The organism is Halorubrum sp. SP3 (assembly GCF_005435195.1).
In the GTDB taxonomy this organism is placed as follows: Archaea; Halobacteriota; Halobacteria; order Halobacteriales; family Haloferacaceae; genus Halorubrum; species Halorubrum sodomense.
Genome location: NZ_SGTU01000003.1, coordinates 50,073 through 72,912, shown reverse-complemented (window position 1 = coordinate 72,912; position 22,840 = coordinate 50,073). Strand labels below are relative to the sequence as shown.

The following is a 22,840-nucleotide window of genomic DNA, read 5'->3' as shown; positions in this document are numbered from 1 at the left end:
GAGCGCCGGAAGTCGATTGTAACTCGCGTCAGTCGTCCGAATCCGTTGCCTCGGCGAGGTCGATCGGGCGCTCGTCCAGCGGGGTCGCGTCGTCGACGACCTCCGCGAGGCCCAGGCGGTCGAGCGCCGCCGGCGTCGGGAGGCCGCGGTCGCCCCACCCCCGGGCCGCGTAGTAGCGGTCCAGCAGGCGGTCGAACGCGTCGACGTCGACCCCCGGCGTCCCGTCCGCCGCGGCCGTGCGGAGCGGCTCCGGGAGCGCGTCGTCGTCGCGGTCGAACCCCTCGCGGGCGTTGAACAGCCGGGTGAGCGTCCAGATCCGTTCGCCGGTCGTCGCGAGCGCGGCGACCGGGTCCGAGCGGTCCTCGGCGCGGTCGCCGCGCTCCGGCGCGTCGCCGTCGCGGTCCGTCACCGCGGGGTGGTCGACCGCCGCGAGCCACTCCGCGCCGAGGTCGTCCCAGACCGCCTCGCCGACGAAGTCGTCGACGACGAGGCTCCACAGCACGGAGCGCGCGTTCTGCTCGCCGACCACGTCCCGCACCCGGTCGGTCGGAGACCGGTCGGGCCGGGCGAGCGGCTCGCTGTCCTGCGGCCGCGCGCGTCTGTGACACGCGCCGCGGTCGCTCGTCGCGTACGCGAGCGCGACCCCGACCGCCGCGCGGGGGTCGAAGCCGGGCAGCGCCATCGACTTCACCGTGGGCACGAGCGCCTCGCCGCCGAACCGCTCGACCGCGGCGTCGATCCCGTCGGCGAGCGCGTTCGGCAGATCCGGGTGGACGTCGAGGTCGGGCGGCGCCTCGCGGGCCGCGATCGCCGCTAACAGGCGCTCTGCCCCGTCGGCGTCGCCGAACGAGACCGGGCAGTCGACGACACCGGCTTCCCCGGCGCGGACCGCCCACGCGACCGCGTTGCCCGCGCCGATCACGTCGAGGCCGAGCCGGTCGCAGACCCCGCAGAGCTCGACGACGCGGTCGAAGTCGTCGACGCCGAGGCCCGCGCCGAGCGTGATCGGGGCCGCGCCGCGCGGGACCACCTCGCCGTCCGGGGTGTCGATCCGGAAGCCGCCGGGGACGGCGGGGTCCTCGCCTTGGCCGGCGTCGGTAACTTCTTCGCGCCCCGTCGCGCGCTCCAGCGCGGCCTCGACGCCGATGTCGTCGGCGCCGTCGAAGCCGGTCCCCGTCCACCCCTCCGCAGCGAGGATCCCGACCTCGTTGGCGTAATCGACCGTCTCGACCGTTTCGCCGGCCGCCTGCCACTCGCCGGTCGGGTCGCGGCCGTAGGCCGCCGCGTCGCGGTCGCGGAGCGCGGCGAGGTCGTCCGGGACGCTCGGCGGGGGGTCGCGGGCGACGACCGCCTTCAGCCGCTTCGACCCCATCACGGCGCCGGCGCCGCCGCGGCCCGCGTGGTGGGCGCCGCCGTCGCTCGCGACCGTCGCGTAGGCCGCCTCGCGCTCGCCCGCCGGGCCGACGCAGGCGACGCCGGCGGCCGGGAACCGTTCGGCCGTCTCGGCGGCGTCGTCGCCCCAGGCGTCGCTCGCCTCGATCCGGGCGCGGCCGTCCTCGACCTCGATCCGGACCGGTCGGTCGGCCGCGCCCGTCACGAGCAGCCCGAGGCAGTCGTCCAGCGACCCCGCGAGGCGGTCGGCGAACTCGCCGCCCGCGTACGAGTCGAGGAAGCCGCCGGTGAGCGGCGACTTGGTCACCGCGGCGTAGCGCGTCTCGCCCGGGAGGTAGCCCGCGAGCGGGCCGACGAGGAAGCAGAGGAGATTCTCCGGACCCGTCGGCTCCGTCCCCGGCGGCAGCTCCTCGTAGAGGTAGCGCGCCCCGAGCCCCTTCCCGCCGACGTAGTCGCGCCGCCGGTCCCGCGGGACGCGCTCGCGGGCCGTCTCGCCCGCCGAGAGGTCGACGCGGAGGACGTGGGTGCGGCGGCGACTCATTTGGAGGCCCTGCGCGGCGAGGACGTATCAATCTGTTCGCCGGGGGGGTCGGCCCCCGCGTCGGCTCCGAGCGCAGTTGGGCCCGCGGAGCGCGTCACCGACCGCCAGAGTGAGGGACGCGGCGCCCGAACGCGGCGGCATGGACTTGACGACCGCGCTCGACGCCCGCGACGCGACCCTCTGCGTCGTCGGCGCGGGCGGCAAGAAGTCGACGCTGTTCGCGCTCGCGGACCGACTCGACCGGTCGGTGGTGACGGCGAGCGTCCGGATACCGATCTTCGACGACCGGGTCGCGACGGTGCGCGTGACCGAGGACCCGATAGGAGCGATCGAGGACGCCGACGCCGGCGACTGGCCGCTCGGGCTCGTCCCCGAGCGCGACCGGTCGGACCGGTACCTCGGGTACGACGTGGACGTAGTCGCCGATATCGCCGACGCCGCGCCGGGCGCGACGCTCGTGAAGGCGGACGGGGCGCGCCTCCGGGAGTTCAAGGCGCCGAGCGAGCGCGAGCCGCAGATCCCGCGGAACGCGGACATCGTCGTGCCGATCGCGAGCGCGCACGTCGTCGGGGAGCCGCTCACCGAGGAGCGCGTCCACCGGCCGGAGGCGGTCGCCGCGATCACCGGCCGGGGGATCGGCGACGAGCTCACCCCCGCCGACGTGGCGACGGTCCTCGCGAGTCCCGCCGGCGGGCTGAAGGACGTCCCCGGCGACGCGACCGCGATCCCGGTCGTGAACAAGGTCGACGACGAGGCGGACGCGACCGCGGCCCGGGCGGTCGCCCGCGAAATTCTCTACCGCGCGAACGTGCCGCGCGTCGTCCTCACGCGGCTCGTCTCCGACGACCCGGTCGTCGAGGTCGTGGAGTGAGTAGTTCCGTGCGGCCGGCGAACGGATCTCTTCACGCGTCCGCGTCAGGCAACTGCTCGTACGACACCCACAGCGCCCGGTACAGCGTCCACGCGTCGACGCCCGTGCGTTCCATCACGGCCCGGCAGGCGTCGTCGAACCGCCGGTAGTCGGCGGCCGACGGCGGCTCCGGGTAGGAGGTGTCGAGCTCGCCCGCCGCGGCGAGCACCGCCCACGTCCGGCGGTCGACCGCGACGAACCGCTCGGGGGCGAGGAACTGGCAGAACCCCGACGCGACCGCGACGTCGACCCCGTCGAGCGCGGTGAGCGCGTCGAGGGCGGCGTCTGCCTCCGCCGCGTCGCCCCTCTCCGCCGCGTCGGCCCCCTCGTTCTCCCCGACACCGAGCGCGTCGACGGCGGCGTCGATGGCGTCGATCACGTCGCCGAAGTCGTTGTCGCGGAACGCCTCCTCCCGCTCGCGCCGCTCGCGGTCGGGGTACTCGCCGAGGTAGCGCCGGAAGTACCACCGGACGATCCACTGGGCGTCCCGGCGGCCGTACTCGTCGCCGGCGAACGTCTCCGGGACCGTTTCGACGTGCTGTCGCTCCACGTCGTATAACGGCTCCCGCTCCGCGTACGTCCGGGCGCGGTCCCGGACGGTCGATTCGCTCAGGTCCATCGCCTCGTGGTACGTCGGTGAGACGGATGAACGTTCGTGCCAATCATCCCGATCGATCGTTTCATATCGGTGTGGGCATTGACACCACACATGTCAGACGACCGGATCCCGGTCACCGTCCTCAGCGGCTACCTCGGTGCCGGGAAGACGACGCTCGTGAACCACCTGCTCTCGAACCCGGGCGACAGACGGATCGCCGTCATCCTGAACGACATGGGCGAGGTGAACGTCGACGCCGAGAAGATCGCCCGCGAGAACGACGAGGAGGGCGTCGTGGACCTCTCGAACGGCTGTATCTGCTGTCGGCTCCAGGACGACCTGCTGAGCGAGGCCGCGGCGCTCGCGGAGTCGCGCGAGTTCGACTACCTCCTCGTCGAGTCGTCGGGCATCTCGGAGCCGGTGCCGATCGCCCGGGCGTTCACCGAGGGGACCGAGGACAGCGACGTCGACCCCCGGGAGCGGTTCCGGCTGGACACGATGGTGACCGTCCTCGACGCCTACGGCTTCTGGAAGGAGTTCGACGCGGGCGAGAGCCTCCCCGGCGGGGCGGAGCCGGAGACGGACCGCCCGCTCGCGGACGTGCTCGTCGAGGGGATCGAGTTCTGCGACGTCCTCCTGGTGAACAAGACCGACATGGTGCCCGACGACGTGCTCGACCGGATCGAGGCGGTCGCGGAGCGGCTGGGCCCGAGGGCGAAGCGGATCCGGACCACCTACTCCGCGGTCGACCCCGGCGAGGTGCTCGACACCGGCCGGTTCGACTTCGAGTCGGCGAAGGGGTCGGCGGGGTGGAAGCGCGCCATCGCCGACGAGGAGGCGGGTCACGACCACGACGGCGGAGAGGGCCACGATCACGCGCATCCGGAGGGTGCGGCCGCCGCGCACGGCGTCGGCTCGTTCGTCTACCGGTCGAGCGAGCCGCTCGACCCGGAGGCGCTCGCGGCGTGGCTCGACGACTGGGACGGGTCGATCGTCCGCGCGAAGGGCGTGGTCCGGGTGGCGGGCACCGACGAGGTGATCGGCGTGAGCCAGGCCGGCCCGTCGGTCCAGGCCGGACCGATCGGCGAGTGGGGGTCCGACGACTACCGCCGGACGCGGCTGGTGTTCATCGGCGAGGACCTCGACGAGTCGGGGATCCGCGAGGAGCTGGCCGGACTCGTCGCGGGCGACGCCGAGACGACGGCGGACCCGGACGCGGTGTTCCCGATCTAGATCCCCAGCTCGCTCCGGAGGTCGTCCCACTCGTCGTGGAAGCCGTGGGTCGACTCCGTCTCCGCGCCGACCGCCGACTGGTACGTCTCGTCGTACTTCAGCAGCTCCCCCCACCCGTCGTGGAAGGCCCAGTTACAGTACTTACACATGGGCGTGACCACGCGCCGGAATGACATACCCGTTTCGGCGGCCCGGACGGGAGGGCGACTCCCCTGCTCCGCCGACACCCTCAAGCGTGGCGGGCGTTTACACCGGTCAGACGCGGGCCGACCCGAGTCGACGGAGCAACAGATGCCGACTTACAGACGCGGCGGGTACGTTCGGGGCGACGACGACGGCGTGGAGCGTGAGTGCGACCTCTGCGACTGGCACTGCGTGGCCGACACGTACCCGGCGCTCGTCCGGGAGTACCAGACGCACCTCCGGAGCGACCACCCGAAGGCGTGGCTCAGGGCGTGAGCGCGGGCGAAAAAAGCGCGGAGTTCGAAGCGGCGGCGCGACGCGGCGGTCTCAAGGCTCTAACAGGACCTTCGTGACGCCCTCCTCGCGGGCGTCGAACGCCTCGTACATCTCGGGGGCCTCCTCGAGGTCGACCCGGTGGGAGACGACCCAGCTCGGGTCCGCGCGCCCCTCGATGATCATGTCGCGCAGGTACCGGTTGTACTCCTTGACGTTACACTGGCCGGTGCCGCACTTGAGCCCCTTCTCGAAGAACTTCCCGAAGTCGATGCCGAGGCGGCCCTGTGCGGCCATGTCGTCGGGTGCGCCCGGGTCCTCGGGGACGTACAGGCCGGGGATGCCGAGCTCGCCGGTCGGCCGGACCACCCGGATCAGGTTGTTGATCACGACCGCCGGGTTCTCCTTGGCCGGCTGGTAGGAGTAGTCCTCCGTCTCGGTGTCGACGTCGTCCGGATCGGTCGCCTGGTAACCGACCGCGTCGACGCCCTTGTCGACCATCCCGCCGTGCTCCTCGATGATCTGGTCGACCGGGTCGCCCTCGGAGAAGTCGATGGCGTGGGCGTCGCAGTGCTCCTCCGCGAGCTCAAGTCGGCTCGGCACCTGGTCGACGACGTAAATTTCGGCCGCGCCCTTGATCTTCGCGCTGTAGGCGGCCATCAGCCCGACCGGTCCCGCGCCGAAGATGGCGACGGACTCGCCGGACTCGAGGTTCGCCAGCTCGGTGCCGTGCCAGCCGGTCGGGAAGATGTCCGCGAGCAGCGAGAACGCGTCCTCGTGCTCGCGGCCCTCGGGCAGCTTCAGGGCGTTGTGGTCGGCGTACGGGACGCGCAGCTTCTCGGCCTGTCCGCCGGGGTACGGCCCCATGGCGACGTAGCCGTACGCGCCGCCCGCGAAGCCGGGGTTGACGTTGGTACAGAAGCCCGTGTACCCCTCCTCGCAGTTCTGGCAGAAGCCGCAGGAGACGTTGAACGGCATGACGACGCGGTCTCCCTCCTCTAACGTCGATACCGCCTCGCCGACCTCGCTGACGATCCCCATGTTCTCGTGGCCGAAGATGATCCCCTCCTCGGCCGCGGTCCGTCCCTCGTACATGTGGAGGTCGGAGCCGCAGATACAGGACGTGGTGATGTCGACGACGACGTCGTTCGGGTGTTCTATCTCCGGTTCGTCTACCTCCTCGACGGCCACATCGTAGGGGCCTTGGTACACAACTGCTCTCATGTTGTTGCGATTGTAACGTGTTAACAATACATAGTAAATGTTTTTCCATTATATTTTACCATTAATAACTCGGTTCGTTTCGCTATTAACAAATATTGCGAGACGGGGTCGGGAGCCTCCCCGCGGCTCCGCTCGTGTGAATCCACCGATACACTCATGGACGCTGACGATCGATCGTGTGGTATGAACGCGCACGGAGGCGGTGAGACAGATGTCCAGTGAGCCGGACGACGCGACCAAAACGATCTGCCCGTACTGCGGCGTCGGCTGCGGGATCCGCGTGCTGGAGGGCGACGAGCCGGGCGAGATGCGCTTTATGCCGTGGGCCGACGCGCCGGTGAACGAGGGGAGCGTCTGCATCAAGGGCGGGGCGGCGACGCAGGTCGTCGACCACGAGGACCGACTGACCGAGCCGCTGATCAAGGACGGCGGCGAGTTCCGCGAGGCGACGTGGGAGGAGGCGCTCGACCGCGTCGTCGACGAGATGGAGGGAATTCGCGAGGAGCACGGGCCGGACGGGATGGGATTCTTCGGCTCCTCGAAGACGTTCAACGAGGAGAACTACCTGATCCAGAAGCTGGCGCGCCGATACGGCACGAACCAGGTGGACAACTGTACGCGGATGTGTCACGCGTCGACGGTGTGGGCGCTGCGCACCAGCCTCGGGATGGGCGCGATGACGAACAGCATGGCCGACCTGGAGGACTCCGCGGACGTGCTGTGGATCCAGGGCGCGAACCCCGGCGAGCAGCACCCGATCGCCAACAGCCAGTACTTCCGGCAGGCCGTCTTAGAGGGCGCGACCGTCATCCAGGTCGACCCGCACGCGAACAAGACCACCCGGTCGTTCGAGATCGACGACACCGACCGGCACATGCACCTCCAGCTGAAGCCCGGCACCGACATTCCGCTCCTGAACATCGTCCTCAAGACGATCCTCGAGCGCCACGAGGAAGAGCCGGACGCGGGCTGGATCGACGAGGCGTTCGTCGAAGCGCGCACGAAGGGGTTCGACCACCTGAAGGAGACGCTCGCGGACTTCGACAAGGAGGCGGCCGCCGAGGAGTGCGGCGTGCCGCTGGCGGACATCGAGCTCGCCGCCGAGAAGTACGCGATGGCGAACGACGCGGCCATCTTCACCGGGATGGGGATGAGCCAGCACACCTGCGGCGTCGACAACGTCCAGAACGAGATCAACCTCGCGCTGATCACGGGGAACCTCGGTCGCCCGGGGACCGGCGTCAACCCCCTGCGCGGGCAGAACAACGTCCAGGGCACCTGCGACGTGGGCGCGATGCCGAACGTTCTCCCGGGGTACCAGCTCGTCGACGACGACGAGGCGCGCGAGTCCGTCGAGGACGTGTGGGGGTTCGAGATCCCCTCGGAGCCCGGGCTGACGAACGTCGAGATCTCCCACGCGATCGGCGACACCGTCCACGGGCTCTACGTCATGGGCGAGAACCCGATCATGAGCGAGCCCGACGGCAACGAGACGGAGCGCCGGTTCCGCGAGGAGCTCGACTTCATGGTGGTCCAGGACATCTTCATGACCGAGACCGCCGAGCTCGCGGACGTGGTCCTCCCGGCGACGACGTGGGCCGAGCGCGACGGCACGGTCACCAACACCGACCGCCGCGTCCAGCGCATGCGCGGCGTCCACAAGGTCCACGAGAACACGCGTCACGACCTCGACATCCTCTGTGAGGTGGGGACGCGCCTGTTCGACGGCGACGAGTTCGCGTTCGACGGCCCCGAGGACGTGTTCGAGGAGCTGCGCGAGGTGTGCCCGATCATGCACGGGATGACCTACGACGCGCTCGGGGAGACGGGGCTCCACTGGCCCTGCTACGAGGAGGGCGACGAGGGCGACCCGTTCCTCTACGAGGACGAGTTCGAGACCGAGGACGGCCTCGGCCGCATCGAGGGCGTCGTCCACCAAGAGCCGAAGGAGGTCCCCGACGAGGAGTACCCGCTGGTGTTGACCACGGCGCGGCTCGAGGAACACTACAACACCGGGACGATGAGCCGCCGTTCGCCCACGCTCTCGAACCAGCACCCGGAGAACTTCGTCGACGTCCACCCGAACGACGCCGAGCGGTACGGGATCGAGGACGGCGACTACGTCAACCTCAAGTCCCGGCGCGGGGAGATCACCGTCCGCGCCGACGTCACCGAGGACATCAAGGAGGGCGTGGTCTGGACCACGCCGCACTTCGCGGCCGCCTCCGCGAACCGCCTCACCAACGACGTGCTCGACGAGCGCTCGAAGATCCCCGAGTACAAGGCCGCTTCGGCCGAGATCGAGGTCGACATCGAGGCCGCGGGCGACGACTCGCCGGCATCGGCGGACGACTGAGCGACGTCGGCTTTTTTATACCCGTTCTTCCAGCACCGTCTCGTCTTCGTGCCGGACGACGACGCGCTCCGGGACGGGCGCCTCGAGGAACGCGACCGCGACTGAGTACGGGTGAGGTTCGGCGACGTCCGAGCAGCGGTCAACGTCCGAGTCGGGGTCGTCCTCGGAGACGATCCGGAGGCGGAGGGTCCCGTCGTCGAGCGCCGCCTCGAACGGCGTGACTCGATAGCAACGCCGGGGGCCGTCGAGGAGCGATCCCGCCACGACCAGCCGCGGCGGATCTTCGTCGAGGCGTCGACGCAGCTCTGCGACGTCGTTCCCCCCGGACTCGGTGACGTCGAGGTCGCCGTCGTACTCGCGTCGAAAGGTCAGTTCAGCGCCGTCGATCGTCGTCGGATCGTCGGTCCACGGCGGGGTGGGACAGCCGGCCAGCGAAGCGGTCGAGACAGCGGCCGCGGACGCGAGGAGGGCTCTGCGGCGCATATTGCTGGCGACGCGGACTGGCGGGAAGTGTCTTGTGCGGTCGGGGGTGCGGTTGGGGCCCTCGCGGCGTGCGACCGGCGTCACCGCCGCATCCGAAACCACTATCCCCGATCCGGCGAATTCCACGGTATGGACTGGCCACACGACCCCGACGGCGAGCAGGGGAGCGAGGGCATGCGGCAGTACGGCCACGCCGTGCTCGCGAAGAAGATCGACGAGGAGGAGGACTTCCCGCTCACGGCGGCGGAGTACGTCGAGCAGTACGGCGACCACCCGATCCGGATCGACTTCGAGACGGTCGTCTCCGTCGAGGAGATCTTCGAGGGCGTCGAGCAGGAGGAGTTCGCGGACTTCGTCGAGTTCCACCAGGAGCTCGGCCGCGCGATGCGCGAGAACGGCTACTGGTTCTACGAGGGCGCCGACCAGTTCGTCGACGGCAGCGCCTGATCTCGTTCTGCGGTCGATCGACTTCTCACCCGTCGCGCGCTCGGTGACGGGCGCGAGCTCACAGTTCCGCCCATAGACAGACGGCCGTTGACGGGCACAGCCCCTCGAACTGTGAAGTCGCGCGGATTTCGGCCGGGATCTCCTCCCGCGGTATCTCTGCGTAGCCCCGGGCCGCGAAGAAGTCGGCAGCGGTCGTCGTGAGCAGGTACAGCGCGTCGACGCCGTCGGCGGTCGCCTCTGCTTCGAGCGCGTCGCAAAGCGCCGTCCCGTACCCTCGTCCGCGCTTCGGCTCCTCGACGGCAACCGACCGGAGCAGCCCGGAGCCGCCGCGCCGTTCGACGCCGCCGACGCCGATGCGCTCGGCGCCGTCGCGAGCGACGTAGAAGGCGCCGGGCGCGGTACGGACGTCCCGAGACGGCAGGCCGTTCGCTTCCAGCAGCTCCTCGACGTAGGCGAGCGAGCCGTCGTCGGCCGGGGCGAGCGTGAGTGACGGGTCGCTCATTTCGAACTGAACGGTGGGGCGGCACCCACTTCAGCCCTCGGCCGGCGGGGCCGGTCACGGGCCGGGGAGCGGCCGAACGGGGTCTCTCCCGCCGACCACGCAGAGCGACATCCCTCGACTCTTTTAAGAACTCCCGGGGCGAGCGACCCACCATGGACCACGAGCGGATCGCCGTCCTCGCCCACGAGAAGTTCCCGGACCGCGCGAAGACCGCGCTCGGCGTGCTGCGCTACGGCGACCAGGACGTCTTGGCCGTCCTCGACCGCGACCGCGCCGGCGACCGGGTGCGCGACCACGTCGCGGACGTCTCGGACGCGCCGATCGTCGAGTCGTTCGCGGACGCGCACGCTGCCGCCGACGGCGACCTCGACGCACTCTACATCGGGATCGCGCCCATCGGCGGCGGCTTCGACGAGTCGTGGCGCGGCGACGTCGAGGCCGCGATCGAGGCCGGCTGCGACGTGGTGAGCGGCCTCCACTACTTCCTGAACGAGGACGCGGAGCTGGCCGCGCTGGCCGACGAGCACGGCGTCGACCTCGTCGACGTGCGCGAACCCGACGACGACCTCACGGTCGCTTCCGGGGCGTCCGGCGACGTCGACGCCGACGTGGTGCTCACGGTCGGCACCGACTGCTCGGTCGGGAAGATGACCGCTTCGCTGGAGATCGTCTCGGCCGCCCGCGAGCGCGGGATCGACGCCGCGTTCGTCCCCACCGGCCAGACCGGGATCATGATCGCCGGCTGGGGGAACCCGATCGACCGCGTCGTCTCCGACTTCGCCGCGGGCGCGGTCGAGGACATGCTCCTCGAGGTCGGGGACGACCGCGACCTCCTCGTCGTCGAGGGACAGGGGAGCATCGTCCACCCCGCCTACTCGGCGGTCACCTGCGGCATCCTCCACGGGTCGATGGCCGACGGCCTCGTCCTCTGTCACGCCGCGGGCCGCGAGGCGATCCACGGGTACGAGTCGTTCGAGTTGCCGCCGCTCGCCGACTACGTCGACCTCTACGAGGACCTGGCGGCGCCCGTGCGCGAGGCGAGCGTCGTCGCCGGCGCGGTCAACACGAACGGCGTCGCGGACGACGAGGCGGCGGCCGAGGCGGTCGCGTCGTTCGCGGACGAGACCGGCGTGCCGGCGACCGACCCGGTGCGCCACGGCGCGGGCGACATCGTCGACGCCGTCGTCGAGGCGGGCCTCGGCGCGAACCCCGACGCGGGCGACGCCGCGGGCGGTGACCGAGCGACCGAGGGAGGGGGAACTGCCGAATGAGCCTCGAAACCGGATTCGAGCGGGTCTCGATGCCGCTCGAAGCGCCGTTCACCATCGCGCGCGGGACCCAGACCGAGGCGGAGAACGTGGTCGTCCGGGTGGCCGACGACGCGGGGACGACCGGAGTCGGCGGCGCGGCGCCGTCGGCCCACTACGGCGAGACGGCCGCCACCGTCGAAGCGGTGTTGCCGGCCCTCCTCGACGCGGTCGAGCGCGTCGGGGACCCCCACGCGCTCCACGCGATCGAGGCCGAGCTGCGAGCGGTCGTGAACGGCAACCCCGCCGCCCGCGCCGCCGTCTCGATCGCGGTCCACGACCTCGCGGCGAAGCGTCTCGGGGTCCCCCTCTACCGCCTGTGGGGGCTCGACCCGAGCGACGCCCCGATGACCTCATTCACGATCGGCCTCGACGAGACCGAGCGCGTGCGCGAGAAGGCGGCCGACGCCGTCGCGGCGGGCTACTCCGTGTTGAAAGTCAAGCTCGGCACCGACCGCGACCGGGAGCTGATCGACGCGGTCCGCGACGCCGCCCCCGACGCGCGGCTCCGCGTCGACGCCAACGAGGCGTGGACGCCGAAGGAGGCGGTCGAGAAGAGCGCGTGGCTCGCCGGCCGCGACGTGGAGTTCGTCGAACAGCCCGTCCCGGCCGAGAACCCCGAGGGGCTCCGGTACGTCTACGAGCGGTCGGCGCTGCCGATTGCCGCCGACGAGTCCTGCGTGACCGCCGCGGACGTGCCCGCGATCGCAGACCGCTGTGACATCGCGAACCTGAAGCTGATGAAGACCGGCGGCCTGCTGGAGGCGCGCCGGGTGATCGCCGCCGCGCGAGCGCACGGGCTGGCGGTGATGTGCGGCTGTATGATCGAGTCGAACGCCTCGATCGCGGCGGCCGCGCAGCTCGCGCCGCTCCTCGATTACGCCGACCTCGACGGCTCGCTGCTGCTCGCCGAGGACCCGTACGAGGGCGTCGACCTCGCGGACGGCGAGATCCGGCTCGCCGACCGGGACCGCGCGGGGACCGGCGCGCGCCCGGCGTCGGAGTGAGGGGGCGGAAGCGGGACCGACGGGAGGCGGGGACCGCGGGGACCGGGCCGCGACCGCGCTCGATCAGTTCCGCTGTTCGTCCGCGTCGGACTCCGACTCCTCTAACTCGACGTCGAGCTCCTCGTCGAGGTCGGTACTCCCGGAGCTGCCGTCGCCGTCGAGGTCGGCCTCCAGGTCGTCGGCGTCGATCTCCGACTCGATGTCCTCCAGTTCGGCGTCGACGTCCTCGTCGCTGACGGCGGCGTCGCCGTCGTCGGCCGACTCGCCCTTGCCGAGCTCGCCCTTCAGCGTCTCCAGCTCGGCGTCGACCTCGCTGTCGGTCGAGAGGCCCTCCAGCTCGCGGTCGATGCTGTCCTTGTCCGAGAGCGCGTCCTCGAAGGCGCCGGAGTCCTCCAGCTCGTCCATCGCCTCCGAGCGCGCCTCCATCTCCTCGGTCCGCTCCTCGGCGCGCTCGATCGAGCGGCTCACGTCCTCCATCTCGTCGCCGACGCCGGTCATCGCCTCCGAGACGCGAGTGGACGCCTCGGCCGCCTCGTAGCGAGCCTTCATCGTCTCCTTCTTCGTGCGGAACTCCTCGATGCGGTTCTGGAGCTTGTTCTTCTTCTCGACGAGCTGCTCCTGCGTGTTGTTCAGCTCGGCGATCTGGCCCTCCAGCTCCTCGATCTGGGTCATCTTCGACTTCTTCTTTTCGAGGGCCTTCCGCGCGAGGTCGTCGCGGTCCTGCTGGACCGCCTCGCGGGCCTGGCGGTTGTGCTTCTCGACGTTCTCTTCGAGCTTGCGCTTCTGTATCTCCAGGCGCTTCTTCTGGGTCGTCAGGTCGGCGATCCCCTGTTTGACGTCCTGAAGCTCGTCGCGCATCTGTTCGTACGAGTAGTCGAGCGATTCGGTCGGGTCTTCCGCCCGGTTGAGGAGGGCGTTCACCTTCGAGCGGACGACGTAGGAGGCGCGCGAGAGGATTCCCATGCCACATCGTACGCGTTCCACCCGTTAAAACCTCATGCGGTTCGCGGCGGGCCGTCGCGGACCGTGGCCAGCGGGCACCGTCCGCGACGGCCGGGCGCCGCGCGACGCTCCCTGAAGATTTATTCGGCGGATCGACGTACCCCCGGGCATGGACATCGGCGTGCTAACGGTACCCCTGGGCGGCGAATCGATCGACGACGCGGCCGCGTACCTCGACGAGATCGGCGTCGACGCCGTCGAACTCGGCGTCGGGGGGTGGCCCGGCGAGGACCACGTCGGTCGCGAGACGCTCCTCGGCGAGGAGGCGGCCCGCGAGGAGTTGCGCGACCTGCTCGACGACCACGGGCTTCGGATCTCCGCGCTGGCGACGCACAACAACCCGCTCCATCCCGACGCGGAGCGAGCCGCGGAAGCCGACCGGGAGCTACGAGAGGCGGTCGAGTTGGCCGACCTGCTCGGCGTCGACACGGTGACCTGCTTTTCCGGGCTCCCGGCCGGCGCGCCCGGCGACTCGACGCCGAACTGGGTCACGGCGCCGTGGCCGACGGAACACGCCGACGCGCTCGACTACCAGTGGGACGAGGTCGCGGTTCCCTACTGGCGCGACCTGGCGGAGCACGCCGAGGGGCACGGCGTCGACGTCGCCGTCGAGATGCACCCGAACATGCTGGTGTACGAGCCGACCGGGCTGCTCGCGCTTCGGGAGGCCACGAACGAGCGGGTCGGCGCCAACTTCGACCCCTCGCACCTCTACTGGCAGGGGATCGACGTGACCGAGGCGATCCGGTTCCTGGGCCAGCGCGACGCGATCCACCATTTCCACGCCAAGGACACGAAGGTGTACGACGCGAACGCCCGCGTGAAGGGCGTCCTCGACACGACGGGCTACGCCGAGGAGGCCGACCGTTCGTGGCTGTTCCGCTCGATCGGGTACGGCCACGACGAGGCGCACTGGAAGGACGTCGTCTCGACGCTCCGGATGGTCGGCTACGAGGGCGCGCTGTCGATCGAACACGAGGACTCGCTCACCTCCTCGCGCGAGGGGTTAGAGAAGGCCGTCGACGTGCTGGAGCGGGCCGTCTTCGAGACGGAACCGGGCGAGGCCTACTGGGCGGAGTGAGGAGCGGACCCGAGAGCCGCGGCGCGTCTCTCGCTCGCGGGCCCCGGTCGCGGCGACGGCGCGAAACCGCAGCGATCCGGGTCGGGAACCACCCACACTCAAGGCCCGCTGCGGAGAACGCCCTGCCATGACACTCCGTATCGGCGTGCTCGGGTACCGTTTCATGGGCAAGGCGCACTCGAACGCGATGGCGCGGCTGCCGATGTTCTTCCCGGACGCACCCGAAATCGAGCGCCACACCCTCGTCGGACGCGACGAGGGAGCGCTCGCGGACGCCGCGGATCGGTTCGGCTTCTCGCACACCGCGACGGACTGGGAGGCGGCGCTCGACGAGGTGGACGTCTTCTACAACCTCGGGCCGAACCACGTCCACGCGGAGCCGTCGATCGCGGCCCTCGAAGCCGGGATCCCGGTCCTCTGTGAGAAGCCGCTCGCGCCGACGCTGGAGGAGGCGGCGGCGATGCGTGACGCGGCGGCCGCGGCGGACGCACCGGCCGGGACCGCCTTCAACTACCGGTTCATCCCCGCGATCCGCTACGCGAAGGGACTGATCGAGGACGGCGAACTAGGCGAAATCCGGCAGGTTCGAGGGCGGTACCTCCAGGACTGGCTCGTCGACCCCGAGGCGCCGTGGGCGTGGCGGATGGACGCCGAGATGGCCGGCTCCGGCGCGCTCGGCGACCTCGGCGCGCACACCATCGACCTCGCGAACTTCCTCGTCGGCGACGCGGTGGGGGGAATCGAGCGCCTCTCGGGCCAGTTGACGACGTTCGTCGACGAGCGCCCCGTCTACGACGAGAACGGGGGGATCGAGGAGTACCGCGACGTGACGGTCGACGACGCCTACAACGCGCAGGTCGCCTACGAGTCGGGCGCGACCGGCGGCTTCGAGGCCAGCCGCGTGGCCGAGGGGCACAAAAACGACCACGCGATCGCGGTCCACGGCACGGAGGGAAGCCTGAAGTTCTCCTTGGAACGGCTCAACGAACTGGAGGTGTTACGCGGGCGGAACCGCGGCTACGAGACGGTGTTGGTCACCGAGGAGTCCGACCCGTACGTCGACCACTGGTGGCCCCCGGGCCACGTGATTGGGTGGGAACACACGTTCGTCCACGAGAACTACGAATTCCTCTCGGCGGTCGACGAGGGCGGATCGTTCGAGCCGTCGTTCGACGACGGTTACGAGGTCCAGCGCGTGCTCGCGGCGATCCAACGGGCCGACGATCGCGGCGAGTGGGTCACCGTAGGGTAGGGGGTCGACCTCCGACGGCCAGACAGCGCGCGAGACACCGCCGTCCCGTCACCTGACGCCGCTGCGTCAGCCGACGCCGCCGTCCCGTCAGCCGCCGCCGCGTCAGACGCCGACGCCCGGGGTGCTGCCGCCGTTCCCCTCGCTCCACTCGTCGATCTTGGAGCTCTCGCCGTTGTAGCTGCCGAGCGTCTCGCGGGTGTCGAACGCGACCGGCTCCCAGACGACCTCGAAGTTCTCGTTGCCCGTGGCGTTGGGCACGACGATCCGGTCGCCGGGTCGGACGACGCCGTCGCCGGGCCACGCGCCGAACTGGACGCTTCCGTCCGGGTCCGTGCCGCGGACGTACAGCTCCTCGGCCGGGACCGGGTCCGGGCCGAGCGCGACGACGACGAGTGTGCCGTTCTCCTGTTGGCCTTCGAACTCGGCGTCCGGCGGTGCGACGCCGTCGATGAGACCGAACACCGCCGCGCCGACGAGCGCGAGCAGCAGCACGACGACCCCGACGAGCAGCCCCGTCCCCGCCAGGGGGGTGAACCCTCGCTTGTCGTCTCGGAACGCGACCATTCGGCCGTGACTCAGACGGCACCGGTATAAGCGTTTGCGCGCCGCGTATCAGTCGTGATACGTTCGGGGTCGCCGGGCGCGGCGGGCCGGGTCGGAACCGGGCCTCGACCCGAACCGGAAACGGGTTATTCCGCGCGGGCGAACGCCGGCCGTGAAGTCTCGTCCCGACGGCTCGGCGGGCGGTCGTCCCCGCGGACCGCGAGGCATCGCTCGCACGTGGGCCGAGGTGCTCGTTCGGCCGCGGCGCACGTTCGCGAACGGGATCACGCCCGGCGATCAGGCGCCCGCGCTGACGTTCGCGGTGGCGGTCGCCGCGGCGTTCACCCTCGGGTGGATCGCGTCGGACCCCGCGGCGATGCCCGTCGTCGTCCCCTCCTCGCGAGTGCTGTCCGAGGCCGTGGTCGTCGTCGTCGTGGTCGCGCTGGCGGCGCCGGTCGGGCTCCACCTGACCGCCGCGGTCGCGACCGTTTCCGTCGTGCTGGCGAGCCTCGAGGTCGACGGCGGAGTCGGCTTTCGCGACCGCGGGGGAGTGAGCGAGACGGTCCAGGCGGTCGCGTACGCCAGCTCCCCGATGGCGCTGGCCGGACCGGCGATCCCCGAACTCAGGGTCGTCTGCGGCGCGTACGCGGCACTCCTCCTGTTCGTCGGGTTCCGGGCGGTTCACGGACTGGGACCGCTCCGGACCGCCGCGGCCGCGCTCCCGCCGGCCGCGCTCGGCTACGGCGTCGGCTATCGGGCCGTGGCCGCGGCGCGAACGCTGCTCGGCGCGTGACGGGCGGGGCGCCCGCGCCGCCGCCAGCGGGTTTTCGACAACCGTTTTAGGCCCGAGGCTCTCGGTGTACTCAAATGGGATCCTGTATCATCTGTGGCACCGACGTCGGAGGCGGTCGCGTCTGCGACTCGCACCAGGAAGACGTCGTGTTCGACTTCCGCGGCGACTCTCCCGACGATCTGGTTCCGAGCCGGTTCTATCGGGGCGTCGTCGACGGGTACGCCGAGTTCGGCGTGTTCGTCGACCTCGCGCCGGGCGTCACCGGACTGCTCCACCGCTCCGAACTCGACCGCCGGCTCGACAGCCTCGACTGGGAGCCGGGCGACGAGGTGTTCGTCCAGGTGAAAGGCGTCCGCGACAACGGCAACGTCGACCTCGGCTGGTCGATCCGCCAGGCCGACCGCGAGTTCCGGGGCGTTCTCGTACAGGAGTCCGACGGCGAGCACCTCCCGGACGAGGAGCCGGGCGACGACGGCGACGACGGCGAGGGCGCAGCCGAGACGACCGGCGATGCGTCCGCCGAAGCCGAGGAGTCGGTCGACGCAGGCGACGACGAGGACGCGGACGAGTCGGTCGACGAGACGATCGAGGCCGACGCGGGGTCCGTCGAGGTAGAGCCCGAGGCCGACGCGGGGTCCGACGATGCGGCGGAACCCGAAAGCGAGACGGGGTCCGCCGAGAGCGGTGACGCGGCGCCGACCGCCGCCGAGGAGACCCCGGAATCTGAGGCGGTCGAGGCGGCCGGAGACGACGCCGACGCGGACCCGGAACGCGTGCCGATCACGACGCTCGGAGACGCGGTCGGCGACGCGGTGCGGATCGAGGGCGAGGTCGTCGGCGTCCGCCAGACCGGCGGCCCGACGGTGTTCGAGGTCAGCGACGAGACGGGCGCGGTCGACGTGGCCGCGTTCGTCGAGCCCGGCGTCCGGGCGCATCCGGACGTCGAGGTCGGGGACGCGGTGCGGGTCGACGGCGAGGTCGAGAGCCACCGCGGCGACGTCCAGGTGGAGTCCGAGGCGCTCGTCCTCCTCGACGGAGCGGCGGCCGAATCGGTCCGCCGCCGCATCGCCGAGGCGCTCACGGACGAGGCCCGACCCGAGGGGCTCCAGCCGCTCGCCGGCGACGAGACGGTCGCGGAGCTCGCGGACGGCCTCCTCGACGCGGCCGAAGCCGTCCGGCGCGCGGTCCTCGAGTCGCGGCCGATCGTCGTCCGCCACCCGGCGACCGCCGACGGCTACGTCGCCGGCGCCGCGGTCGAACGCGCCGTCCTCCCGCTGATCCGCGACGAACACGCGAAGAGCGACGCCGAGTACCACTACTTCACCCGCCGGCCGCTCGACGAGCCGGTGTACGGGATGGACGCGGCCACCAACGACGCGACGCGGATGCTCCAGGACCGCGACCGCCACGACGAGAAGCTCCCGCTGTTCCTGCTCGTCGGCGCCGGCTCGACGACCGAGTCCGCCGACGGCATCGACCTGCTGTCGGTGTACGGGGTCGACGCGGTCGTCGTCGACGCCGCGGTCGCGGACCCGGAGACCCGGGACGCGGTCGACACGCTCGTCTCGCCGGAGCTGGCCGACGTCGACGGCGACGAGACGCTCTCGACGGGCGCGCTCGTCGCCTCGCTCGCGTCGGCGATCAACGACGAGGTCCGCGCGGACCTCCGGCACCTGCCGGCGGTGAGCTACTGGGCGGACGCCCCCGACCGCTACGTCGACCTCGCGCGCGACGCGGGCCACGACGCCGAGCGCGTCGCGGAGCTCCGCGAGGCCGTCGCGCTGGAGGCGTACTACCAGTCGTACCAGGACAAGCGGGAGCTGATAGCGGACCTGCTGTTCTCGGACGGCGGCAACCTCGCGGCGCACGTCTCCGAGCAGTTCAGGGAGAAGTTAGAGACCGAGGTCGAGACCGCTGACGCGAACGTCGTGACCGAGGCGGTCGACGGCGTCGAGTTCGCCCTGCTCGACACCGACGACTACACCCACCGGTACGACTTCCCGCCGACGCCGCTCCTGCTCGACGACCTGCATCGGCGCCGCGCCGACGGCGAACCGTTCGCGACGGTCGGCGTCGGCACCGACGAGCTGTACGTGCGCACGACCGCGGACGTCTCGGTCCGCGACGTGGCAGCGCGCGCGGCCGAGCTCGCGCCGACGGCGGACATCGACACCGCGGGCGTCCGCGAGGGGAAGATCGAGTTCCTCTCGGGCGAGCGCGACGCCGTCGAAGACGCCGTCGTCGCGGCCGTCGCCGAGGCGTTCTGAGGCGGCCGCCGCGTCAGACGACTCGGGGACTGGCCGACTCGGAGTCGCTTCCCGTTCCGCGCATCGATATGCGCGATGGTTTTCTCTCGCCGTCGATCGAAAACCGAGGGGCATCGGATCCGGCGGTAGATTATTACCGGTGTGTTGACCTCTCTCAAGCTGGTGTCACAGACATGGCAACGCAACCCTCCGAACGGACGCTTCGCGCGGAGCTGCTCGGCCGCGACGTGGAGTTCAACTACTCCGAGACCTGGCTGGCGTACTCGATGCTTGGACTCCGGGTCGTGATGGCGTGGGTGTTCCTTCAGGCCGGCCTGGAGAAGCTGTTCGAGGGGGGCCTCGCAGACCCGCTCGCGTGGAGCTCGGTCGGGTTCCTCCGGAACGCCATCGCCGAGGCCAACCCGTTACAGGGGCTGTTCCTCTTCTTTGCGGACTACGCCGCAATCATCGACCCGATGGTGGTGTTCGGACAGATCCTGATCGGGCTGGCGCTGCTGTTCGGCGTCCTCTTCCGGTTCGCCGCGCTGATGGGGGCGATCATGATGTCGATGTTCTGGACCGCCGCGTGGCAGGGCGGACTGCTGGCCGGGTTCCCGGTCGCGCACGGCTACTTCGTCGACAGCTCACTCGTGTACATGCTGATCCTGTTCGGCCTCGGCGCGTGGGGCGCCGGGCGGATCGTCGGGATCGACCGGGCGTTAGAGGAGACGGAGCTGGTCCGAAACGCCCCGGCGCTGCGGTACCTGCTCGGGTGACGGACGCCGGCCGCGCTCCGGCGCCGGACGTTGTTGCGTCGACCGATCGACTCCCCCTCAGCGACGCGTGAACGGACCGGGCGGGAGAATGAGGTCGTCGAGCTCCGGGCGCTGTTTCACGTTGAACACGACGGACAGCTCGTCGGTCAGCGGGTAGCCGTTGCAGGAGAGGCGGAACCCCCGCTCGGCGAGGTCGTCGGGCATGATGTGGTCGGTCGGCTGCGAGAGCTCGCCCGCGGCGAGGTACACCGCGCAGTTCGCGCAGGCGCCGCCGCGACACGAGAAGGGCCACGCGAAGCCGCTCCGCTCGGCCGCCTCCAGCAGGCTCTCGTCGGGCTGGACCAGCAGGCGACCGTGCGCGTCGGGGTCGAGGTCGGCCTGACCGGCCTTCCGGAACAGCTCGTCGTCGTCGAGCGACCAGCCGTAGTCGACGACGGCCTCGTAGTCGAGGAACTCGACGCGGGTCGGCTTCGGCCCCGCGGCGTCGCCGTCGTCGCTGAGGTCGATGTCGGCGGGCCCGGCCCCGTTCTCCTCGCCGCTCTCGTCGCCGTTCCGGTCGCGCTCGGACAGCTCCCGGTAGGCGCGGCGGACGAGCTGAAACTCCTCGATCGAACCCCCCTGATCCGGGTGGGCTCGCTTGACGCGCTCGCGGTAGGCCCGTTCGACCGCCTCGTCGTCGGCGTCCTCGTCGACCTCCAACACCTCGAACGGGGAGACCATTCAGACGCGGACCCGTACGCGCGTGACGCATATAAACGGCCCAGAAGTCGGCAGGCGAATCGCGACGCGGGACGGACCGAGGAATCGCCGCGAGACACCGAGCCGGCGGTTCCTCGGTCCGGGAGCCGTCAGCGTTTAAGAGCGGCGCGCCCCAGAGACCGGTAATGGGAAACGCCGACCTGCGCGACCTCGCGTCGATCCGCGACGTGCCCTTCGCGGAACTCGAGGGGAGCGTCGTCGCCGTCGACGCGCACAACTGGCTGTACCGGTACCTCACGACGACCGTCAAGTGGACGAGCGACGAGAAGTACACGACGGCCGACGGCGTCGAGGTCGCGAACCTGATCGGGGTCGTCCAGGGGCTCCCGAAGTTCTTCGAACACGACCTGATCCCCGTGATGGTGTTCGACGGCGCCGTCACCGACCTGAAGGCGGACGAGGTTGCGGAGCGCCGCGAGAAGCGCGAGGCGGCCGAGGAGCGTCGGGCCGCCGCCGAGGAGCGCGGCGACGCCGTCGAGGCCGCCCGGCTGGAGGCCCGGACCCAGCGGCTCACCGACGCGATCCACGAGACGACCCGCGAGCTGCTCGAACGGCTCGACGTGCCGATAGTCGAGGCGCCCGCCGAGGGGGAAGCGCAGTGCGCGCACATGGCCGCGAGCGGGACCGTCGACCACGCCGGCAGCGAGGACTACGACACCCTGCTGTTCGGCGCGCCGACGACGCTCCGCCAGCTGACGAGCAAGGGCGACCCGGAGCTGATGGACCTCGCGGCGACGCTGGCGGACCTCGGGTTGGACCGACAGGGGCTCGTCGACGTCGCGATGCTCTGTGGCACCGACTTCAACGACGGGATCCGTGGAATCGGACCGAAGACGGCGGTGACGGCGGTGACGGAACACGGCGATCTGTGGGGCGTTCTGGAGGCGCGCGACGCCGAGATACCCGACGCCGAGGCGATCCGCGAGCTGTTCATGAACCCCCCGGCCGAGGACGTCGCGGTCGACACCGACGTGAACCCGGACGTGGAGGCCGCCCGGGAGTACGTCGTCGACGAGTGGGGCGTGGCCGCCGACGAGGTCGAACGCGGGTTCGAGCGCATCGCGGAGTCGCAGGTTCAGGCCGGTCTCGACCGGTGGACCTGAGCGGATACGACCGGTGGACCGAGGAGACGGCCCGGGAACAGACGAGGCGCCACCGACCGGGTTCGGGCGGGGGTCCGTCGTCGAGACCGCCGCGAACACACCTTTTATTTCCTCGTCGTCAGAAGGGTGACTCACACGTGTCGCGGATCGCCTTTCGATCGCGGACGTCGTCCACGACCGGTAGACGAGCCGGATCCGCCGCCGTTTCCGGCGGCGCGGCGCGTCCGCGGGCCGACGCCCGAGCGGACCGCGGCGACCCTGACCAATGAGCTTCGACGTTCCCGACGACAGACGGTACTTGGAATCGCACGAGTGGGCGACGACCGGCGGCGACACCGTCCGGATCGGCGTCTCCGACTTCGCGCAGGACGAACTGGGCGACGTGGTGTTCGTCGAGCTCCCGGAGGTCGGCGACGAGGTCGCCGCCGGCGAGGCGTTCGGCGTCGTCGAGTCGATCAAGGCCGTCTCCGACCTGTACGCGCCCGTCTCGGGCGAGGTCGTCGCCGTCAACGAGGAACTGTTCGACCGCCCGGAGCTCGTCAACGAGGACCCCTACGGAGACGGCTGGATGCTCGAGGTCGAGCCCGTCGAGGGCGGCGACGCCGAGGGGCTGCTCGACGCCGACGCGTACGACGACCAGATCGCCTGAGTGTCCCGATCGACGCCGGGAACGGGGCGCCAGACTCGGACGAAACACCAACCGGACACACGACAATGACCACGCCACCTTCCGATCCCACGCCAGCGTTCGACTCCGCGCCGCCCGTGAACCGACGATCCGAAAATCCACGACCCGCGACCGGACGAACAAACCGTCGCGGACGAGACG

General features: G+C 70.9%; 23 protein-coding genes. 14 read left to right on the top strand and 9 right to left on the bottom strand.

Annotated features, from left to right (window positions below):
• Positions 1-28: 28 nt before the first annotated feature.
• On the bottom strand, positions 29-1,933 hold the full coding sequence (locus EXE42_RS03075; protein ID WP_137705870.1) for an aldehyde ferredoxin oxidoreductase family protein: 1,905 nt from the start codon (positions 1,931-1,933) through the stop codon (positions 29-31).
• Positions 1,934-2,072: 139 nt separating this feature from the next.
• Between EXE42_RS03075 and yqeC the strand changes: the two genes are divergently transcribed.
• Entirely contained in the window at positions 2,073-2,804 is a 732-nt protein-coding gene (yqeC, locus tag EXE42_RS03070) for a selenium cofactor biosynthesis protein YqeC (RefSeq protein ID WP_137705869.1), read from the top strand.
• Positions 2,805-2,835: 31 nt separating this feature from the next.
• Here yqeC and EXE42_RS03065 read toward each other — a convergent pair whose 3' ends face one another.
• The gene (locus tag EXE42_RS03065; RefSeq protein ID WP_137705868.1) at positions 2,836-3,462 is read right to left on the bottom strand and encodes a hypothetical protein; all 627 of its coding nucleotides are present in this window, start codon (positions 3,460-3,462) and stop codon (positions 2,836-2,838) included.
• Between the two features lie 90 nt (positions 3,463-3,552).
• On the opposite strand from EXE42_RS03065, the gene EXE42_RS03060 reads away from it, so the two are divergent.
• The gene (locus EXE42_RS03060) at positions 3,553-4,674 is read left to right on the top strand and encodes a GTP-binding protein (protein WP_137705867.1); all 1,122 of its coding nucleotides are present in this window, start codon (positions 3,553-3,555) and stop codon (positions 4,672-4,674) included.
• Here EXE42_RS03060 and EXE42_RS19200 read toward each other — a convergent pair.
• On the bottom strand, positions 4,671-4,823 hold the full coding sequence (locus tag EXE42_RS19200) for a hypothetical protein (RefSeq protein WP_167603309.1): 153 nt from the start codon (positions 4,821-4,823) through the stop codon (positions 4,671-4,673). The two genes, EXE42_RS03060 and EXE42_RS19200, sit on opposite strands and share 4 nt — an antisense overlap.
• Positions 4,824-4,965: 142 nt before the next feature.
• Here EXE42_RS19200 and EXE42_RS19195 point away from each other — a divergent pair, with 142 nt between their 5' ends.
• A complete protein-coding gene (locus EXE42_RS19195; protein WP_167603307.1) occupies positions 4,966-5,133 on the top strand; it encodes a hypothetical protein in 168 nt (55 codons plus the stop codon).
• Between the two features lie 51 nt (positions 5,134-5,184).
• On the opposite strand, the gene EXE42_RS03055 is transcribed toward EXE42_RS19195, so the two are convergent.
• On the bottom strand, positions 5,185-6,354 hold the full coding sequence (locus tag EXE42_RS03055) for a glutathione-independent formaldehyde dehydrogenase (protein WP_092920408.1): 1,170 nt from the start codon (positions 6,352-6,354) through the stop codon (positions 5,185-5,187).
• A 211-nt stretch (positions 6,355-6,565) separates the two neighbouring features.
• Here EXE42_RS03055 and fdhF point away from each other — a divergent pair, with 211 nt between their 5' ends.
• Positions 6,566-8,710 (top strand): formate dehydrogenase subunit alpha, encoded by a 2,145-nt coding sequence (gene fdhF / locus EXE42_RS03050; RefSeq protein WP_137693641.1) that lies wholly within the window; start codon positions 6,566-6,568, stop codon positions 8,708-8,710.
• A gap of 15 nt (positions 8,711-8,725) precedes the next feature.
• Here the strand turns inward: fdhF and EXE42_RS03045 are convergent, their stop codons facing one another.
• Positions 8,726-9,193: a hypothetical protein gene (locus EXE42_RS03045; protein ID WP_137705866.1), complete on the bottom strand. Its 468-nt coding sequence runs from the start codon at positions 9,191-9,193 to the stop codon at positions 8,726-8,728.
• A gap of 129 nt (positions 9,194-9,322) precedes the next feature.
• Between EXE42_RS03045 and EXE42_RS03040 the strand changes: the two genes are divergently transcribed.
• Positions 9,323-9,640, top strand: a complete 318-nt coding sequence (locus EXE42_RS03040) for a DUF5785 family protein (protein WP_092920405.1) — start codon at positions 9,323-9,325, stop codon at positions 9,638-9,640.
• A 58-nt stretch (positions 9,641-9,698) separates the two neighbouring features.
• Here EXE42_RS03040 and arsN2 read toward each other — a convergent pair whose 3' ends face one another.
• Positions 9,699-10,142, bottom strand: a complete 444-nt coding sequence (arsN2, locus tag EXE42_RS03035) for an arsenic resistance N-acetyltransferase ArsN2 (protein WP_092920404.1) — start codon at positions 10,140-10,142, stop codon at positions 9,699-9,701.
• A 152-nt stretch (positions 10,143-10,294) separates the two neighbouring features.
• Between arsN2 and EXE42_RS03030 the strand changes: the two genes are divergently transcribed.
• Both EXE42_RS03030 and EXE42_RS03025 read left to right on the top strand, forming a co-directional pair.
• A complete protein-coding gene (locus EXE42_RS03030; RefSeq protein WP_092920403.1) occupies positions 10,295-11,413 on the top strand; it encodes a DUF1611 domain-containing protein in 1,119 nt (372 codons plus the stop codon).
• Entirely contained in the window at positions 11,410-12,456 is a 1,047-nt protein-coding gene (locus tag EXE42_RS03025; RefSeq protein WP_092920402.1) for a dipeptide epimerase, read from the top strand. Before EXE42_RS03030 ends, EXE42_RS03025 begins: the two co-directional genes overlap by 4 nt.
• 63 nt (positions 12,457-12,519) lie before the next feature.
• Here EXE42_RS03025 and EXE42_RS03020 read toward each other — a convergent pair whose 3' ends face one another.
• Complete coding sequence (locus EXE42_RS03020; protein WP_092920401.1) at positions 12,520-13,419, bottom strand: PspA/IM30 family protein; 900 nt, start codon at positions 13,417-13,419, stop codon at positions 12,520-12,522.
• Between the two features lie 148 nt (positions 13,420-13,567).
• Here EXE42_RS03020 and EXE42_RS03015 point away from each other — a divergent pair, with 148 nt between their 5' ends.
• Both EXE42_RS03015 and EXE42_RS03010 read left to right on the top strand, forming a co-directional pair.
• The gene (locus tag EXE42_RS03015; protein WP_092920400.1) at positions 13,568-14,539 is read left to right on the top strand and encodes a sugar phosphate isomerase/epimerase; all 972 of its coding nucleotides are present in this window, start codon (positions 13,568-13,570) and stop codon (positions 14,537-14,539) included.
• A 127-nt stretch (positions 14,540-14,666) separates the two neighbouring features.
• Entirely contained in the window at positions 14,667-15,791 is a 1,125-nt protein-coding gene (locus tag EXE42_RS03010) for a Gfo/Idh/MocA family protein (protein ID WP_137705865.1), read from the top strand.
• Positions 15,792-15,893: 102 nt separating this feature from the next.
• Here EXE42_RS03010 and EXE42_RS03005 read toward each other — a convergent pair whose 3' ends face one another.
• The gene (locus tag EXE42_RS03005) at positions 15,894-16,355 is read right to left on the bottom strand and encodes a type IV pilin (RefSeq protein WP_137705864.1); all 462 of its coding nucleotides are present in this window, start codon (positions 16,353-16,355) and stop codon (positions 15,894-15,896) included.
• Positions 16,356-16,506: 151 nt separating this feature from the next.
• On the opposite strand from EXE42_RS03005, the gene EXE42_RS03000 reads away from it, so the two are divergent.
• The 3 genes from EXE42_RS03000 (at position 16,507) to EXE42_RS02990 (ending at position 20,149) form a co-directional block, all read left to right on the top strand.
• Positions 16,507-17,127, top strand: a complete 621-nt coding sequence (locus EXE42_RS03000; protein ID WP_092920397.1) for a YIP1 family protein — start codon at positions 16,507-16,509, stop codon at positions 17,125-17,127.
• A gap of 74 nt (positions 17,128-17,201) precedes the next feature.
• Positions 17,202-19,394: a DHH family phosphoesterase gene (locus tag EXE42_RS02995; RefSeq protein ID WP_137705863.1), complete on the top strand. Its 2,193-nt coding sequence runs from the start codon at positions 17,202-17,204 to the stop codon at positions 19,392-19,394.
• Positions 19,395-19,567: 173 nt separating this feature from the next.
• Complete coding sequence (locus EXE42_RS02990) at positions 19,568-20,149, top strand: DoxX family protein (RefSeq protein ID WP_092920395.1); 582 nt, start codon at positions 19,568-19,570, stop codon at positions 20,147-20,149.
• A 57-nt stretch (positions 20,150-20,206) separates the two neighbouring features.
• On the opposite strand, the gene fer is transcribed toward EXE42_RS02990, so the two are convergent.
• A complete protein-coding gene (fer, locus tag EXE42_RS02985) occupies positions 20,207-20,869 on the bottom strand; it encodes a ferredoxin Fer (RefSeq protein WP_092920394.1) in 663 nt (220 codons plus the stop codon).
• A gap of 164 nt (positions 20,870-21,033) precedes the next feature.
• Here fer and fen point away from each other — a divergent pair, with 164 nt between their 5' ends.
• Together fen and gcvH are read left to right on the top strand one after the other, a co-directional pair.
• On the top strand, positions 21,034-22,011 hold the full coding sequence (gene fen / locus EXE42_RS02980) for a flap endonuclease-1 (RefSeq protein ID WP_092920393.1): 978 nt from the start codon (positions 21,034-21,036) through the stop codon (positions 22,009-22,011).
• Between the two features lie 265 nt (positions 22,012-22,276).
• The gene (gene gcvH / locus EXE42_RS02975) at positions 22,277-22,660 is read left to right on the top strand and encodes a glycine cleavage system protein GcvH (RefSeq protein WP_092920392.1); all 384 of its coding nucleotides are present in this window, start codon (positions 22,277-22,279) and stop codon (positions 22,658-22,660) included.
• Positions 22,661-22,840: the final 180 nt, after the last annotated feature.